Source organism: Chroogloeocystis siderophila 5.2 s.c.1, from assembly GCF_001904655.1.
Lineage (GTDB): Bacteria > Cyanobacteriota > Cyanobacteriia > Cyanobacteriales > Chroococcidiopsidaceae > Chroogloeocystis > Chroogloeocystis siderophila.
The window spans coordinates 14,504-30,127 of the sequence record NZ_MRCC01000023.1 but is presented as its reverse complement, the minus strand read 5'-3'; the positions used below and the strand labels follow the sequence as shown (position 1 = coordinate 30,127).

Annotated in this window: 15 protein-coding genes; 7 read left to right on the top strand and 8 right to left on the bottom strand. The window is 42.8% G+C overall.

The window, feature by feature from the left end:
• Nucleotides 1-373: 373 nt before the first annotated feature.
• Complete coding sequence (locus NIES1031_RS20965; RefSeq protein WP_073551395.1) at nt 374-1,336, bottom strand: aldo/keto reductase; 963 nt, start codon at nt 1,334-1,336, stop codon at nt 374-376.
• Between the two features lie 106 nt (nt 1,337-1,442).
• A complete protein-coding gene (locus tag NIES1031_RS20960; protein WP_218596906.1) occupies nt 1,443-2,075 on the bottom strand; it encodes a diacylglycerol/polyprenol kinase family protein in 633 nt (210 codons plus the stop codon).
• A 124-nt stretch (nt 2,076-2,199) separates the two neighbouring features.
• Between NIES1031_RS20960 and yidD the strand changes: the two genes are divergently transcribed.
• Nucleotides 2,200-2,415 (top strand): membrane protein insertion efficiency factor YidD, encoded by a 216-nt coding sequence (yidD, locus tag NIES1031_RS20955; RefSeq protein WP_073551393.1) that lies wholly within the window; start codon nt 2,200-2,202, stop codon nt 2,413-2,415.
• Nucleotides 2,416-2,420: 5 nt separating this feature from the next.
• On the opposite strand, the gene NIES1031_RS20950 is transcribed toward yidD, so the two are convergent.
• On the bottom strand, nt 2,421-4,595 hold the full coding sequence (locus NIES1031_RS20950; RefSeq protein WP_073551392.1) for a serine/threonine-protein kinase: 2,175 nt from the start codon (nt 4,593-4,595) through the stop codon (nt 2,421-2,423).
• 649 nt (nt 4,596-5,244) lie between these two features.
• Here NIES1031_RS20950 and NIES1031_RS20945 point away from each other — a divergent pair.
• The 6 genes from NIES1031_RS20945 to NIES1031_RS20925 all read left to right on the top strand — a co-directional run bounded on the left by NIES1031_RS20945 (nt 5,245) and on the right by NIES1031_RS20925 (nt 10,371).
• Complete coding sequence (locus tag NIES1031_RS20945; protein ID WP_073551391.1) at nt 5,245-6,315, top strand: WD40 repeat domain-containing protein; 1,071 nt, start codon at nt 5,245-5,247, stop codon at nt 6,313-6,315.
• 101 nt (nt 6,316-6,416) lie between these two features.
• Nucleotides 6,417-8,033 (top strand): malectin domain-containing carbohydrate-binding protein, encoded by a 1,617-nt coding sequence (locus NIES1031_RS20940; RefSeq protein ID WP_073551390.1) that lies wholly within the window; start codon nt 6,417-6,419, stop codon nt 8,031-8,033.
• 20 nt (nt 8,034-8,053) lie between these two features.
• Entirely contained in the window at nt 8,054-8,764 is a 711-nt protein-coding gene (locus NIES1031_RS20935; RefSeq protein ID WP_073551389.1) for a M15 family metallopeptidase, read from the top strand.
• 588 nt (nt 8,765-9,352) lie between these two features.
• A complete protein-coding gene (locus tag NIES1031_RS20930; protein WP_218596903.1) occupies nt 9,353-9,550 on the top strand; it encodes a helix-turn-helix domain-containing protein in 198 nt (65 codons plus the stop codon).
• Nucleotides 9,551-9,646: 96 nt separating this feature from the next.
• Nucleotides 9,647-9,811: a hypothetical protein gene (locus NIES1031_RS24565; RefSeq protein WP_178378209.1), complete on the top strand. Its 165-nt coding sequence runs from the start codon at nt 9,647-9,649 to the stop codon at nt 9,809-9,811.
• A gap of 107 nt (nt 9,812-9,918) precedes the next feature.
• Nucleotides 9,919-10,371, top strand: coding sequence for a hypothetical protein (locus tag NIES1031_RS20925; protein ID WP_073551388.1), 453 nt, complete (start codon nt 9,919-9,921; stop codon nt 10,369-10,371).
• Between the two features lie 213 nt (nt 10,372-10,584).
• On the opposite strand, the gene NIES1031_RS20920 is transcribed toward NIES1031_RS20925, so the two are convergent.
• From NIES1031_RS20920 to NIES1031_RS20900, 5 genes are all read right to left on the bottom strand, one after another.
• Nucleotides 10,585-11,436, bottom strand: coding sequence for a DUF72 domain-containing protein (locus tag NIES1031_RS20920; protein ID WP_073551387.1), 852 nt, complete (start codon nt 11,434-11,436; stop codon nt 10,585-10,587).
• Between the two features lie 56 nt (nt 11,437-11,492).
• A complete protein-coding gene (locus NIES1031_RS20915) occupies nt 11,493-12,734 on the bottom strand; it encodes an FAD-dependent hydroxylase (RefSeq protein WP_073551386.1) in 1,242 nt (413 codons plus the stop codon).
• A gap of 76 nt (nt 12,735-12,810) precedes the next feature.
• Complete coding sequence (locus NIES1031_RS20910; protein WP_073551385.1) at nt 12,811-13,563, bottom strand: YebC/PmpR family DNA-binding transcriptional regulator; 753 nt, start codon at nt 13,561-13,563, stop codon at nt 12,811-12,813.
• Nucleotides 13,564-13,638: 75 nt separating this feature from the next.
• Complete coding sequence (locus tag NIES1031_RS20905) at nt 13,639-14,469, bottom strand: carbohydrate ABC transporter permease (protein ID WP_073551384.1); 831 nt, start codon at nt 14,467-14,469, stop codon at nt 13,639-13,641.
• Between the two features lie 13 nt (nt 14,470-14,482).
• On the bottom strand, nt 14,483-15,322 hold the full coding sequence (locus tag NIES1031_RS20900; protein WP_236738935.1) for a carbohydrate ABC transporter permease: 840 nt from the start codon (nt 15,320-15,322) through the stop codon (nt 14,483-14,485).
• Nucleotides 15,323-15,624: the final 302 nt, after the last annotated feature.

Sequence of the window (15,624 nt, the reverse complement as noted above, 5' to 3'; positions counted from 1 at the left end):
ATAGATTGACTAGACCCTTTAGGAAATAAGACTCAACTTCTTCAAATTGAATTTGGAATTAAAGAGGTAAGCGAAATAACAACTAAGGTTTACGAGGATCGCAACTCCAGCATAGAAGCGTCTTTCCAGACCAAGGTTGGGCTTTACCTGCTTGAGGTGTCTTGCCTCAGAAGCTATGCTTGGTGTTCGCTGTTGGTAGTTCTACGACAGGAGACACCGCGCCGAGAACATTTTGAATTGGTTTATATCTATCTGGTGTCTTAATACTTAAGTTATCACGCGATTATTTCATCGCCACTGGTGATTTACTTAAGTTTAAAAGTCTTTGAATTTTGCAACAACAGCCAACATGCTTAGCAACACACCAACAACTCTACCAATTCCACATCACTGGATTGTCGTCGAGGTGATCGGTAACAATGCGACCGATAGCGTCAATTTCGGCTAATTCTTCGGCAGTGAGTTTGACTTCCACAGCTTTAGCGTTACCCACAGCTTGTTCAGCGGTTCTTGCACCAACGATCGCTTGCGTTTGGGGTTGCGCAATTAACCAGGCGATCGCTAAATTCGCCAGTGAAGCTTGATGGCGTTCTGCGATCGGACGAAGTTTTTCTAAAGCTTGTTGCGCGCGTTCGTAGTTTTCTCCTTGAAATAGCTTATTTTTCGCGCGGTTATCCTGGGGGTCGAATTGATGTCCGCGACCAAATTTTCCTGTTAATAACCCTTGCGCTAGCGGAGAGTATGCAAGAATCGAGATATTATTCTCAACACAGTACGGCATCACGTCTTTCTCAACCCAACGCCAAAACAACGAGTAGGGCGGTTGAATGCTATCAATGCGTCCATACTGCGCGGCTTCTTCCAACTGAGTGCGGGAGAAGTTAGAAACTCCGATCGCGCGAATTTTACCTTGTTGTTTTAATTGATTTAAAGCACGCATTGTTTCTTCAATTGGCACAATTTCGGTATTGAAGGATCCCGAAGGCCAATGAATTTGGTAAAGGTCGATATACTCAATTTTTAGGTTTTGCAGCGAGCGAGCGCAAGCTTCGAGAACTTGATCGTATTTCAAGTGATTGGCAAAAACTTTGGTGGCGTAAACGATGTGCGAGCGTGGAACATCAGTTAAGGCTTGCGCGATGACTTGCTCGGAGTGACCATTACCGTATACTTCCGCCGTGTCGATTGTCGTAATCCCTGCATCAACTGCGGCGCGGATTGCTTTGATACTCTCCTCATCTTCAATGCCAACCCACTGTTTTTGACCTGCTTGCCATGTTCCCATCAAAATGGGAGTAATTTGGATATCGGTTGTGCCTAAGCGTCGCTTCTCCATTTTTACCTCCTAGTGTTCTTTGTTTATTGTGCAATCACATTCATACACTGAAGTTCCAACCTCCGATAGTAGTTTGGGAAAGAATGACAATTACGATTAACTGAATTTACAGCAACTGAGTTAAAGCAAAAGCGATCACGGCGCTACCCAGAGGAACCGTCAGATTATCAATACCAAACTTCGAAAAAGCTTCCAAACTCGTTGCAACAAGCGCAACGGCGAGCGAAATTAACCAGGTTTGCCAGATGTTACCTTGTACGCCAAGAAAAATCAGGCTACTGACGACGTAACTAACAGCAGCCATTGCTAAAGAACCTTCCCAGCTTTTTTGAATTCCCCAAATTTTGTAGCGATGTTTACCGAATCTTTGACCAATTAATGCTGCTAATCCATCGCCCCACGTCATCACCAAAATGCCCAAAGCAGCGTACTGCGGTTGTTCGATAGACCAAAACCAGGCAACTAAGACACCAATACTCACCGCATAAAAAAACGTACCAAGGCTTTGGCGTCCGACGCTGTTAATTCCAGGTAAAAGAGGGAATTTATACGACAGTAGGGTAACGATACTCGCTACAATCGAAGCGCCAATACCTATACTTGCAGGAATATCTAACCACCATGCAAATAAAATAATATTACCTGTGCCGATATGCACAATTTTGCGAGTGATTTCTGAGTCGGCACTCGTGTAACGCTTGGCAACTACCGCAAGTAGTAAAATAACACTCAACCACATTCCGACAATGGCAATTTGTAGCCACACATCTGGCACTGATTCTAACCAGGTTAAAGTAAGCAAGGTCTTGAATTAAGCTGAACGTAAGTATTCTTGTATCACTGTATCTAGATTTGGCTGTGTAATGAAACGTCTGATTCTTTTCTTAATTCGCGGCTATCGAATTTTAATTTCACCGCTGTTTCCTCCTAGTTGCCGCTTTTATCCTACCTGTTCGCAGTATGCAATGGAAGCTGTCGAGCGTTTTGGAGTATGGCGCGGCGGAATTTTAGCCGCACGACGGGTGCTGCGCTGCCATCCTTGGCATCCAGGTGGCTACGATCCGGTGCCGAAAAATTAACGTTATTACGGTATGGTTTTTGTTGTCCAACTATACGATGGTTTGTTAGGAGTCGCAGGGCGTGGTTGAGTCGCTGCGGGGCGGCGAACGATTCTGGTTGTCCGATTCGCAGGGCGTGGTTGCACGCGTCTAGCTGGCGTTACTGGGGTACTTTGGCGTTGAGGAGTCCGCGTTGTGGGAGTCACTCGTTTTAGTGTCGAAGTTGCGACGGTGCGTCTTGGGACTGGTGTCGTAGATTTAGGCGTTGCAATTGCCGCAGTGCGGACAACAGGAGTTGTTTTCTTGGGTGGAGTGCTTGTAGATTGATTTGCAACAGTGGTTTTCTTAACTTCTGCTAGCTTTGATTCTGCGGTTTGAATAATTGGCTGTGTTTGTTGTTGCCAGGAAACGGTATCTAAAACTTTATTGGCTTCGGCGATCGCCTCTTCCCATTTTTCAGCTTTTAAAGCTGTTTTTGCGGCTTCAACGTGTCGCGTGTTATTTGCCCATTCGCTACTCCATTGTTTGATTGATGTTTGGGCGTCTATGTAAACTGGACTTAAGTTAGGAACGCGCTGCGCGATTGCGATCGCTTGTTTGAGGTCGCCTGATTGATACTCGTTTGTGGCAATTTCGAGTATGCTATGCGACCACTGTTCAATTAACTGCTGTACATTTTGATAAAAAGTCGCAGATGATGGAATTTTGTTGGCTTCCATAATCGCTGCATAGAAGTTACGTTCTCCCGCAAATCGAATCGCTTGAGCAATTTGACATTCGTGTAAAATCGACTGCGCATCGGTATAATAGCTCGATTGTGCTAACAAACTAGAAGCGTGGTCTACACACTCTTCGTATCTTCCTTCCGCTTTGAGTGATTTCATTTGCTCTAAAGGTCTAGAAACACTCGGTCGCGGTTGCCAGTAAATTGCATAACCTGCAACTAAGCTAAGAATAATTGCGGTAATGCCTGCACCAATTCTGATTTTGTATTGACCTTGAGCCGTATAACTCGTCTCTGTGTGACTGCTCACACGTGACTTTACAGAAGTCTTTTTTACTGTATTTGTTTGGGGTGTAGCAATAGTAGGCTGGCTAGATAAGGGCTGTGGCGGTGAGGGTGAAGACTTAACTTGGGATGATGGAGGTAGCGGCTCGATAATGGGGGAAATTAACCGCGAACTAATTTGACCAGCATAAAGATCGGTAGAACCTGCTAACGTAACTGGAATGATGACGCGCTGAGATTCTGTGTTTGTTATGCTATCTTCGGTAAATATGATTGTGCTGTGTGGTGGACTGGGTAACGGCACTTGTTCGAGTACCAAGTCGGTTGTGTCTTCTATTTCTGGTAAATCGATACGTTCTAAGTCTTGCAAAACTTCGCTGGCAGTTTGGTAACGATCTTTAAAGTGGTAGCGCACCATTTTAGAGAGGACGGTAGCCAGCGTTGGATTAACGTCGGCTGCTGCGTCTAACCACAAAATTTCGCCAGTATCTATATCTTCTTGAAAACGCATCGGGCTTAGTCCGGTTAGCGCCTGAATACCAATAATTCCTAACGCATAGATATCACTATTCGGACGCGGTCTACCCCGCCCTTGTTCAGTTGGCATATATCCTGGAGTGCCAATGCCAATAGTCGCCGGAGTCCCTAAGGCAAAACTTGTTTTTGTGTACCCGTGCGCTGTTACAACTTGTGTCCACGCTTGCTTTACCGAACCAAAATCGACTAAAACTAATTTGCCATCCTCTTGACGTCGAATTAAGTTATTCGGCTTGATATCGCGATGAATGACCCCTTGGCTATGGACGTATTCTAAAATTCCTAAGACTTCGCGCAACATTTGATAGACTTTGCCTTCACTCCAGCGTCTATCTGCTTGTAGTGCAGCACTCAGGGGATGACCTTGAATAAAATCTTGGACTAAATAAAATTCTTCGTTTTCTTCAAAATAAGCTAATAATCTAGGTATTTGATCGTGATTTCCCAGCTTTTCTAACGTTTGAGCTTCAGATTGAAAGAGACGTCGCGCATTTTCTAAAAAACTCGAGTTGCTGCTAGCAGGCTTGAGGTGTTTAACTACACATTTAGGATGACCAGGTCGGTGTATGTCTTCAGCAACATAGGTTTGACCGAAGCCCCCAGTTCCTAAAATCTCTACAATTTGGTATCGCCCACCGAGCAATTTACCTATCATTGCTTGACTCTCCCCAAGAGTTGAATTGCCTTGGTAAAAGTTACAACTTCATCGTCACTTTTGCCAATTTGAATTCATTTAACAGCTTAGATCTCAGTTTAAACAAATTAAAAAATAGTTGCTAACGAGCGCAGATAATGCAGTGAAAAATGCCAAAAATTGTGGCAGTGTTTCTTTTTGTAAACTCTGGGAACAAAAACGCATTTAGCAGCTTCTACGCATCTCCTTGGCTCACTCGATTCAACAATCAGCAACACCCAAAATCATTAGGAGAGGTAAAAAAATCTGCAAAATCTTTAAGTACGCATGTAAACCTACATTTGTCAACATCACTAGTTTTGTGTAGAGCTTTTCAGAATTTGCTTGTTTTATTAAGAGATGTAAGTTTCCACAATAATTCTGACACAACATGACAATATTTTTTGCCGAATTTGCTATGAATTAGTCAACTCATTTATCCTCAGTAAGCAAATTCGATGAATGAAATACGGCAAATTAGGCAGTATGACAGCAAATTCTTGATTTAAGATAGCTTCCCAAGGAAATAAAATTTCGCTCTTAAGAGAGTTGTACACTTTACTAAAAAGTAGCCAAAAGCCTTAATCGGCTAATTGAAGTTCGTTGTGGAATCACCTGAAAAGGTAGCTTTATGCCCCTAGAAAAAATTGTGTTTGCCGCGCTTCCATTATTAACTTTTGACGTCATGCCCTTAGCGGCGATGCCGCAATCTGTAGTACAAGGAATACTACAGCCAGCGGTAAGTTCAACATCATCACAAATCGAACTGCTGCAAGCCGCAGCAAATGTGTGGCGCGGTAAATTATCGGTAGATACAATTAGTGGCGGTCATGCACGGGCAATCTATACAGTAGGATTTAGCCCAAATGGACAAGTTCTAGCAAGTGGTAGTGGCGATCGCACTGTAAAAGTGTGGGACTTGGGTGCAAAAAAATTACTATACACTTTATCAGGACACAAAGACTGGATTAGTTCAGTCGCGTTTACTCCGAATAGTCAGATACTAGCAAGCGCCAGTGGCGATAAAACAATTAAACTATGGGATCTCAAAACGGGTAAAAACATCCGTACCTTAGCAGGACACAAAGATTGGGTGAGTTCGATCGCGTTTAGTCCCAACGGTGAGATTTTAGTCAGTGGAAGTGGCGATCGCACAATCAAAATCTGGCACGTTCGCACAGGACAACTTTTACGCACAATTGCCGATCAAGGAGGCGTGGCGGCGATCGCGATTAGTCCGAATGGGCAAATGATCGCCAGTGGTAATTACCGCCAAAGAGCCAATATTTGGGAAATGCGTACAGGTAAGTTGCTGCACTCGCTGACAGGACACGCACGACCAGTCTATACAGTTGCTTTTAGCCCTGATGGTAAAACGCTCGCAAGTGGCAGTAATATTGGAGAAGTCAAACTTTGGAATACGAGTAACGGCGAACTCCGTCGGACGATCGCTGCACATAAAAAAGAAGTCACAGCAATCAGTTTTAGTAGTGACGGCAAAACCTTTGCAACTGCTAGCGAAGACCGAGTGGTTAGACTGTGGAATATTGACAATGGAGAAGTTGTTCGCAATCTTGCCGATCATTCCCAAGGCATCACTTGTGTCGCGTTTAGTCAAAACGGTCTAAATTTTGCCACTGGTAGCAAAGATCGAACAATCAAGATTTGGCGCGTTTCTCCTTCTTCTGTACCAGTTAGTTAAAGTAGAGAATTTTTGCGGCGACTTGTACCCAAACTATGGTAAAGATTTTAGGTGGATCGTAAGTACAATCTTTTACCTCTATCTAACCTATCAGGTCTGCAATGACGATCAATTATCAATCGGATACTTTAGCTGGTGTTACTCTAAATAGCAACACCAGTCGAGTACATAGCAACAGTTTCAATGATTTGCAGGCAGATTTCAGCACGCTGTCTTCCCTACAGCAGCATTCTTCACTGCAAGCAGCAGTAAGTGGTCCAGAAATTGATATTCAAAACCTTGATAACTTACCATACAGTGATCGCCTTGTCTTCAGTCGCATTGGTAGCCTGAATAACCCACCTGATAACGGAGTTCATGACACGGTTACACTGCGAACTAAAAATTTAGGTACTAGTCCTTTGAGAATTACAGGCGTGCCTATTACAGGTCCGTGGGAATTACTCAATAATATCAATACTCCCGTAACGATTGCTCCTAAAGGACAGCTTGATTTACGCATCCGCTTTAAAGCAACGAGTGGTAGCGTTCATAATGGTACGTTAACGATTAAGTCCAATGATGCAGACGAGGCGAACAAAGTCGTTCAGCTTTCTGGTTTTTGGCAATCGGTATCCGAAGGTAATCAAGAGCCAAGTTTAAACGAAATTCTCCAAGTTTTCGGTTATCAAACAAAAATTACTGGTCCTGGACAAAAACTCAATCAAAATGGTTTAGTACAAGCAGTCGGTGACGAAGTGCTTTCAGCTTACTGGCAAAAAGCAAATGCTTCACAACCAGTAAGTGTAAAGCAATTGGCTGCTTACCATACCCAAGGGAAAACTGCGACAATTTTCTGGCATAGCAAAGGTAGCAACGCCACGAAAGTTGTTTTTACTCATGCAGGAGTTGACGGGCAAACGCTACTCCCACGCAGACAAAATTTATCGCAACTTGCGCAAGGATCTTTTAATCCAAACGGGACTTTCGGCTTTAAAATCGATCAAGAGTGGAGCGATCCAACAAAAAATAATCAATTAATCGATCAACAAAAGGGTAGTCCTGGACCGAGTGGACATCACGTTCGTTTTTGGGCAGCGAGAAATCGCCAGGGGCAAATTATCCCAAATACTTGGATTCTTGCAATGGACTATTCTGGAATCAACTACGATTACCAAGACAACGTTTATTTGGTGAGTAATATCAAGCCGGAAACACGTTCGACGCTGTACCGCATTGATGTAGGCAGTAACGTTTCTTACACCGATCAGACAGGTAAAGTATGGACTTCTGATACCGGAAAAGGATGGTTTTCGCCCACAACCGCACAAGCTGAGAATGCAGGTAATGTTGCGATCGCCAACACAACAAATGATAAACTTTACCAAACTTATCGCGGAAAAATTACGAATACAACTCCTCTAGCATCGCGAATTGTTAACTTTAACCTGCCAATTAACACTCCAGGAAATGTCGAAGTACGATTGTATTTTGCTGAAACATACTGGGGTGCGCCTGGTAAAGGACCTGGCGGCGTTGGTAGACGCGTCTTTGACGTTTTAGCTGAGAATAAACTTGTGATGAATAACTACGACATCACAAAAGCGGCTGGTGGTGCTTTAAACGCAACAATGGTATCAATTAGAGGTGTACAAGTGACCGACGGTAAGCTGAACCTGACTTTCAAGGCTGAAAAGGACTTTCCTTTAATTTCTGCGATTGAAGTATTACGAGCTTAATAGAAAATTACCTACGCGTCATGGAGAAGCCTCATCAGCAAGTTCCTATTCTAGAGTGTCATGAACCACTCGTGCCAATTCCTCTAGAAAAGCTTGCGGTGGTTTCTCCGCATCCTTATCAACAATTAGGTGCAACTTATGGTGATCGCTCGCCTTATTATTTACGTCAAGGTGTCGTATCAGCGTTACTCGCCGCACAAACTCAACTACAAAAACATTATCCCACGTGGCAATTACTTATTTTTGATGCCTATCGCCCTGTTGCTGTGCAGCAATTTATGGTAGATTACACCTTTAAACAGGTGGTACATACCGCTGGATTGCAAGTTGATAGTTTATCCGCAACTCAGCGTCAGGAGATTTGGCAACAAGTTTACCAGCTTTGGGCAGTACCGAGTTTAGATGAACGCTATCCGCCGCCGCATAGTACTGGCGCTGCTGTTGATCTAACACTTATCAATGATACTGGTGAAATAGTTAATATGGGTTCTGCGATTGATGAACTATCGCCGCGATCGCACCCTGATTACTATGCCAATAACACTGATCCTGCGGCACAAAAATATCACCTCCATCGCCAAATATTGTTTGAATCAATGCACTCGGCGGGCTTTCAGCGTCATCCTAATGAATGGTGGCATTTTTCCCTGGGAGATCAATTGTGGGCGTATTTAACTAATCAAGCTAGTCCTAATAATCCTGTGGTTGCGCGTTACGGTCGTATTAGTTAAAAAATGAACCACTCCAGCGAAGCGAAGACGTTAGCCGTTAGAACACAAAGTACACAAAGAAAAGAGATTTTTCAAGGCAAATTATTCCTAATTTAAACACCTCAGAATTAAAAAATCGTATCCTTGTGTTGCTAACCTGGTGTAGAATATATTCTATTATGAAAATTATAAGTTAATTCGAGTTTTCTAGAGCAGCGTTGAGGTAATTAACAGCTTCGTCCTTAGCCCATCAGGATGCGATCATTTCTGTTTATAAACATAAAGCAATCCAAGAATTTTTATTTTTCTGCTAACAACTATTCTTTGATAAAAAACTCAATTTCTTCTCAAACAAACTACAGCAATCGTATGTTCAGTGAGAATCTCTTCTAACCGCTTTCCTCAGTGTTCTCTGTGCCTCTGTGGTTTGTTTCTCATGCTATTCTATAAAAGCGATGAAACAGAAATGCATTTTTGTTCTAACATATACTGAAAATGACTACAGTACTGAACACTTTTGTTCAAATAAGACTAATTGAGTCAATTAATACTAAAGACGTGTGCGCAGTTTCATGAGTCAAGACAATAGAGAAAAGTTGCATTTACAGATTGTGCCGCGATCGCCAACTTTATCAAGTTTATCAGTATCTCATTAAATGCCGCATTGAACGTGCTCAAGAGTTACTGACACAGAATCAGCAGATTACCAACGTTGCTTTACAAGTTGGATTCGCTAGCCAAAGTCAGTTTGGCAGACACTTCAAGCGCCTCACTAAAGTCACGCCGAAACAATATTTAATCAAATAGCAAGAATCTGCTAAAACTGCAAAAAACGACTATACAACCATAGTGCAAGCTTTGTAACCTTAGTTATCAAACACGTATCCAGAAGGTTAAGCGGTCATGCTAAGTCTATTTATGCGTAAGTTCAATACGATTGCGGCGATCGCGCTGTTGATGTTTGGTACTCTTACCGTAATACCAATGATAGCACAAGCTGATACCGCGATTCCTCTCGACACCAGCAACGAAGTCGTTAAGTCATCACAGTTTATCCCACAACCGTAAAAACTCAAGCTAAAGTCCTCTCAGACGTTTCCCAAGCCGAACCCTCATTTGCAAAAACTCCTGGCTTTCAAGACTCCGCAATTCTCAAAGCGCAAGATGGTACACAAGTGATTGCACTATCTCAATGGCAAGGAAAAGATTTATCTAGCTTCCAGTCATACGCCAAAGAACACGTACTCACTGTTGCCACACAGACACCTCAATCCTTCGCTTGCCAAGTTCGACATACTGAAACCAGAACAACATCACCAAGCTTCAATCAAGGAGATGTGATTATGTTTAGCCAATTTAAAATGAAGCCAGGCAAAGATCAATCTGAACTCGCAACGATTGTCACTCAAGAGATGCCCAGTGTAATACAAATGATTCCAGGATTGCAGTGGGCAGCGATGTGTCCTAGTACAGATAAATCGACAATTGCATTACTCGCCCGTTGGAATAGTCGCGAAGATTTCAAATCACTCGGTCAACAACCTGGTTTTGACAAAGAAACAAACTACTGGCAAGCTTACGCTGATAATGAACACGGTCTTTACGATGTCGTAAAAATTATTCGCTAGGCTTGATACTTTAGCGTGCGATCACCCAATTCATTTACACCCACCCAGTAGCATATTCAACAAATCAATTTGTTACTAGACAAACCCTATCAACATACGTGGAATTACAGTTGATTTTCTTGTCAGAGTGTGCGAAGGCACACTTTGTTATTTAGCCCCGACTTCAGTCGAAAGGTGTCTACAATTCATGTAACAAACCTATTCTTTTATTCTTTAAAACAAATTAAGCTGCGTAGGCGATTCCCCAACACTATCCCAAGGAAGTGGCGGAACTGCAACACCGTGTTGTTCCAACATCTGTTGAAAATATCGCACATTACCAGGCGATCGCGCTTCTTGCGGACAGTGTACAAAAAAATACACGCGCTTACCTTGACGCAACCACGCATCAACAACACTCACCCACTCTTGCAAAAAGCTTTGATTCAACTTTTGCTGCGGATGACTAATAAAACGAATCAAACTAAAAGGTGCAGTTACACTCAATGGCAAAGGTAATTTAGGCTTGCGACGTTCCGAAAGAATCTCCACATCTTCTGGCGTATCATAAATCGGACGCGAATCCAGCAAAACACGCCCAATACCCAACTCTTCTAGTAGACTTGTCAATTGACTTGCATAAGGTTCCGTAAACCAGCCAGGATGGCGCACTTCCAAGGCTAACTCTGCGTTTTCCTGCGACCAAGCACTGAGAAACGCCGTCAAATCTTCCAAACACTCAGGTCCATAGCGCGGCGGTAATTGTGCAAAAATTGGTCCCAAGCGACTTCCCAACCCTCGCATCTGTTCCAAAAAACTCAACGCGCCAGAAATTGAAGGTTTTAACAATCCTTGATGTGTTAACTCTCGCGGTAACTTCAAACAAAACTCAAACCCTGACGGCGTATCCGCCGCCCACCGCGCCACCGTTTCCTGATCAGGCGTAGCATAAAAAGTCGTATTCCCTTCAACCGTCGTCAACCGCCGACTATAAAGCCGCAAAAACTCACTCGCCCGACTCCCCGCCGGATAAAAATCACCAACCCAACCCTTATACGACCACACTGCACACCCAATCCGAAGCATAACCCGCTTCTCCCATGAAGGTATGGGCAAGGCACTGCCTTGCCACTAATGCTCCTTTACCTCTGCGCTAACTGCGGTATCCGTCCCCGCAACCCAATCATTAACTGCAACGCATAAACCCTAAACATCGGAATCCGCCGCAGCATCCACAAACCCAACCGCCGCATCACCACCAACGGCAACCAATTGTTAGAAAACATCCGATCCAACAAATCAGTAAAACCCAAAATTGTTAAATTTTCCCGCTTGCGCCAGCGTTCGTACTGCTGTAATATCTGTATACTACCGATATCTTGGTTGTTTCCGTGCGCATTTTGTAATACCTGCGCTAAAGCCGCTGCATCACGCACGCCCAAGTTTAACCCTTGACCACCCACCGGATGACAACAGTGCGCTGCATCCCCAACCAAAGCCAACCGAGGTAAAACATAGCGATCGCTCTGCATCAACTGTACCGGAAACATAAAGCGATCGCCTTCAAGCTCGAGTTTCCCCATCTGATCGCCGTAGCGACGTTGCAACTCCTGCAAAAACTGCGCGTCATCCAAGGCAAGTAAAGCCTTTGCTTCTTCATGCGGTGCTGTCCACACAATCCGACAGCGATTCCCTGGTAAGGGTAAAATCGCAAATGGGCCACTTGACCAAAACCGCTCATAAGCGGTATCATTATGAGCCTTTTCTGGTTTCACAAAGGCGACAATACAAGATTGCCAGTATTGCCAACCACGAGTTTTGATACCGGCGGCGTTACGAATGCGCGATCGCGCCCCATCAGCGGCGACAAGTAATCGCGTGTGGATCATCTGCAATTTCCCATCACTCACAACTGAAATCTCGACAAAATCTGGTTTATACTCTGTCTCGACAACTTCTACCGGACACAAATAAGTGACGTTAGCGCATTCCTGCATAAACTCCTGCAAAGGTGCTAGCAGCGCTTGGTGTTCCGCGACATACCCGATGACATCTGTGCCTAAATCTGTTGTTTGAAATTCAACGACACCAGGGTAATCTGCATCAGAAAGCCGCACTCGGTGATAATGTGCAATGTTGGGTAACATCTTATCCCAGACACCAATTCCCTGAAAAATTCGTGCTGCAAGTTGGTGAACTGCATAAGCTTGTCCCTTCGCCGCTGCGACAGAATGCTGTTTGGCTTCAATCACCGCGACGCGCAATCCAGAGTCTTTCAGCGCACACGCCAGCGTCAGCCCCACAATACCACCACCGACGATCACCAAGTCATAGTCACAGTCCAACTCAGGACAAATTACTTGTTCCAACTGCTCCAGCGCCATTGTATAACTAGCTAACACATCGTTTACTTTTCTTAATTGTTACGCGATCAAGCTGCTGTAATCAAGGTATCTTTGCTTAAACGCTTAACGCCATTAATTCATCTGCCATTTCAAAGTTAGCCGTGACGTTTTGCACATCATCGAGAGATTCTAGCGTATCAATTAATTTCAGTAGCGATCGCGCTTGTTCCGAATCACTCACTTCGACACTATTGCTGGGAATCCAGCGTAACTCCACGTCACTAACAACAAAACCTTCATTCTTCAGATGTTGACTGAGGTTTTCCAAATTACCTACGTCTGTAAAGACTTCAGCCATACAATCTGCAAGTTCATACGAGTCAGCGCCGCTTTCTAATGATGCTTCTAACAGCTTCTCTTCATCAACTCTACCAGAAAGGATCGCTACTCCTTTCTGGGCAAACATCCAACTGACACAACCTGTCTCACCGAGATTACCACCATTTTTACTAAACGCGGCTCTCAAATCAGCAGCGGTACGATTGCGGTTATCAGTCAATGCTTCGATCAGAATCGCGACACCACCCGATCCATAACCTTCGTAGCGCATCTCCTCAAGCTGTACAGAGTCGTCTGCGTAAGTACCTGCACCTTTAGCGATCGCGCGATCAATATTTTCATTTGGTATGCCAGCAGCTTTTGCTTTTTCAATCGCTGTTCGTAGCTGAAAATTACCCGCCGGATCAGGTACGCCATTTCTTGCTGCTACAATAATAGCCCGCGATAACTGCGTAAACGTTTTTCCTTTGACTGCATCTACACGCGCCTTTTGTCGCTTAATATTTGCCCATTTACTATGTCCCGCCATAACGTAAAAGAATCTTCACAACCTAATTTCAGTTTAAACATTGACAACTGATTTGTGGCAATGTAGAGCTAAACTTTACCCCTTACTTCCTGTAAAAGTCACTCCTCGAATAAAATATCGATTAAAAAAGGCATAAATCAACAAAGCTGGTAAAGTGAACATCATCGATGCTGCCATAATATAGTTCCAATAGCTAATATATTGCCCTTTAAATGTATTTAAACCTAGTGGCAGAGTGAACATTTCAGTTTCCGATAAAATCAGCAATGGAGTTAAAAAATTATTCCACGAACCCATAAAAATAAAAATAGCTTGTGCCGCTAATGCTGGTTTAGCTAATGGCAACACAATTTGAAAGAAAGTTTCTAAATATCCTAGCCCGTCTAGCGCTGCTGCTTCTTCCAATTCTTTGGGAAAATTAATAAAAAACTGCCGCATCATAAAAATAAAAGTTGCGTTGACAATGCTAGGAACAATGAGTCCTTGATAGGAATTTAGCCAGCCTAAAGATTTCAAAATCAAAAAAGTAGGAATCAGAGTTACTTGTCCAGGAACCATCAAAACTGCTAAGATTAAAAAAAAGAATATTTGATTTCCAGGGAAACGAATTCGAGCTAAAGCATAGCCCGCCATTGAGTTAAAAATTAAATTACCTAGCGTTACACACACAGCAACAAATATACTATTAAATAACCATCTGCCAAAAAGCGGTTCTTGTATAAAAATCTGTTGGTAGTTCTCTAACGTGAACTGTTGTGGAATCAAACCATCTGCGCCTGATACAATTTCTGATAGCGGTTTAAACGAAGCAGACAACGCCCAAGCAAAAGGCACAAACGTTAAAATCGCATACAATATTAAGATGACGTACAAAACAGGTGTAAGCCAGGAAGCTTTTTCGAGCATCGCCAATCCTTTTTCAATTAAAATTTTCTTCTTGAATCCACATCCGCTGAATTAAAGTCACAATCATAATCACAAGTGCTAACATGAGTGCAAGCGCTGCTGCATAACCCATGTCAAGATTTTTAAAAGCATATTGATAAATTAATAACACAACTGTCAAAGTAGAGTTATTAGGACCTCCCGAACCTCGTGAGAAAATATAAGATTGATCGAATAATTGAAAAGTTCCAATTATTCCCATGACAATAATAAAAAAAGTGACGGGTTGTAAAAAAGGTAAAGTAATATAGATCAACTTATCCCACGCGCTTGCGCCATCTAACGTTGCTGCTTCGTAGAGCGTTTCTGGAATATCTTGCATTGCTGCTAAATAAATTACCATAAAAAGAGGCGCAGTCGCCCAAATATTCATCAACATAATTGCTTTGAGTGCAACACTAGGATCGCCTAGCCAGTTATACGTAGGTAAACCTAAAACAGCAAGAAAGCGATTGAGTAACCCATTAGAGTTACAAATCCACATAAAAATAAGTGTTAAAACAGCAGATGAAGTGACTGTCGGTAGGAAGAACAGAACTCTAAAAAAGTTTTTTCCTTTAATTTGTGTGTTGAGGACTAAAGCTAAAGTTAAAGCAAGTAAAGTTTGCGTTGGAACAACGATCGCTACATACTCTACTGTATTTTTTAAAGCAATCCTGACACGTTCATCACTAAACATTCGCCAAAAATTACGCCAACCTCTAAAGGTATAACTAACATCTCCCAAAGGTTGAACTCTGTAAAATGAGAGAATAATTGCTAAAAAGATTGGTAAAAGCAAGAAAACCCCCATAATTAAAAAAGTAGGAGCCATAAATACATATCCGTTAATAGCCTGGTTATTAATATGCATAAATTGCTTTTTTTTAGAGGGAACAGCCATATAATTTACAATTAAAGATTGGATTTTCTAAAATCGAGTTACAAAAATAAATAGAGAGAGTTGTTAGTAAGTTGAACAAAAGATAAAGTGATAAAAATCTGCTAAAAAGTGGGAAGAATAATCGTTATAGTCTGATGCTTAAACTTCTCAACTTCAGGGTTAAAGCCATACAATTGTTGAGGAGGGCGATGAATCAAAAACAGGAAAACGTCACAACGGCTCAAAGTTGAGCC

Excerpts from the sequence above, each read along its gene's own strand:
- NIES1031_RS20965 (WP_073551395.1), bottom strand. The coding sequence starts at position 1,336 with ATGGAGAAGCGACGCTTAGGCACAACCGATATCCAAATTACTCCCATT.
- NIES1031_RS20960 (WP_218596906.1), bottom strand. The coding sequence starts at position 2,075 with ATGTGGTTGAGTGTTATTTTACTACTTGCGGTAGTTGCCAAGCGTTAC.
- yidD (WP_073551393.1), top strand. The coding sequence starts at position 2,200 with ATGAAACGTCTGATTCTTTTCTTAATTCGCGGCTATCGAATTTTAATT.
- NIES1031_RS20950 (WP_073551392.1), bottom strand. The coding sequence starts at position 4,595 with ATGATAGGTAAATTGCTCGGTGGGCGATACCAAATTGTAGAGATTTTA.
- NIES1031_RS20945 (WP_073551391.1), top strand. The coding sequence starts at position 5,245 with ATGCCCCTAGAAAAAATTGTGTTTGCCGCGCTTCCATTATTAACTTTT.
- NIES1031_RS20940 (WP_073551390.1), top strand. The coding sequence starts at position 6,417 with ATGACGATCAATTATCAATCGGATACTTTAGCTGGTGTTACTCTAAAT.
- NIES1031_RS20935 (WP_073551389.1), top strand. The coding sequence starts at position 8,054 with ATGGAGAAGCCTCATCAGCAAGTTCCTATTCTAGAGTGTCATGAACCA.
- NIES1031_RS24565 (WP_178378209.1), top strand. The coding sequence starts at position 9,647 with ATGCTAAGTCTATTTATGCGTAAGTTCAATACGATTGCGGCGATCGCG.
- NIES1031_RS20920 (WP_073551387.1), bottom strand. The coding sequence starts at position 11,436 with ATGCTTCGGATTGGGTGTGCAGTGTGGTCGTATAAGGGTTGGGTTGGT.
- NIES1031_RS20915 (WP_073551386.1), bottom strand. The coding sequence starts at position 12,734 with ATGGCGCTGGAGCAGTTGGAACAAGTAATTTGTCCTGAGTTGGACTGT.
- NIES1031_RS20910 (WP_073551385.1), bottom strand. The coding sequence starts at position 13,563 with ATGGCGGGACATAGTAAATGGGCAAATATTAAGCGACAAAAGGCGCGT.
- NIES1031_RS20905 (WP_073551384.1), bottom strand. The coding sequence starts at position 14,469 with ATGCTCGAAAAAGCTTCCTGGCTTACACCTGTTTTGTACGTCATCTTA.
- NIES1031_RS20900 (WP_236738935.1), bottom strand. The coding sequence starts at position 15,322 with ATGGCTCCTACTTTTTTAATTATGGGGGTTTTCTTGCTTTTACCAATC.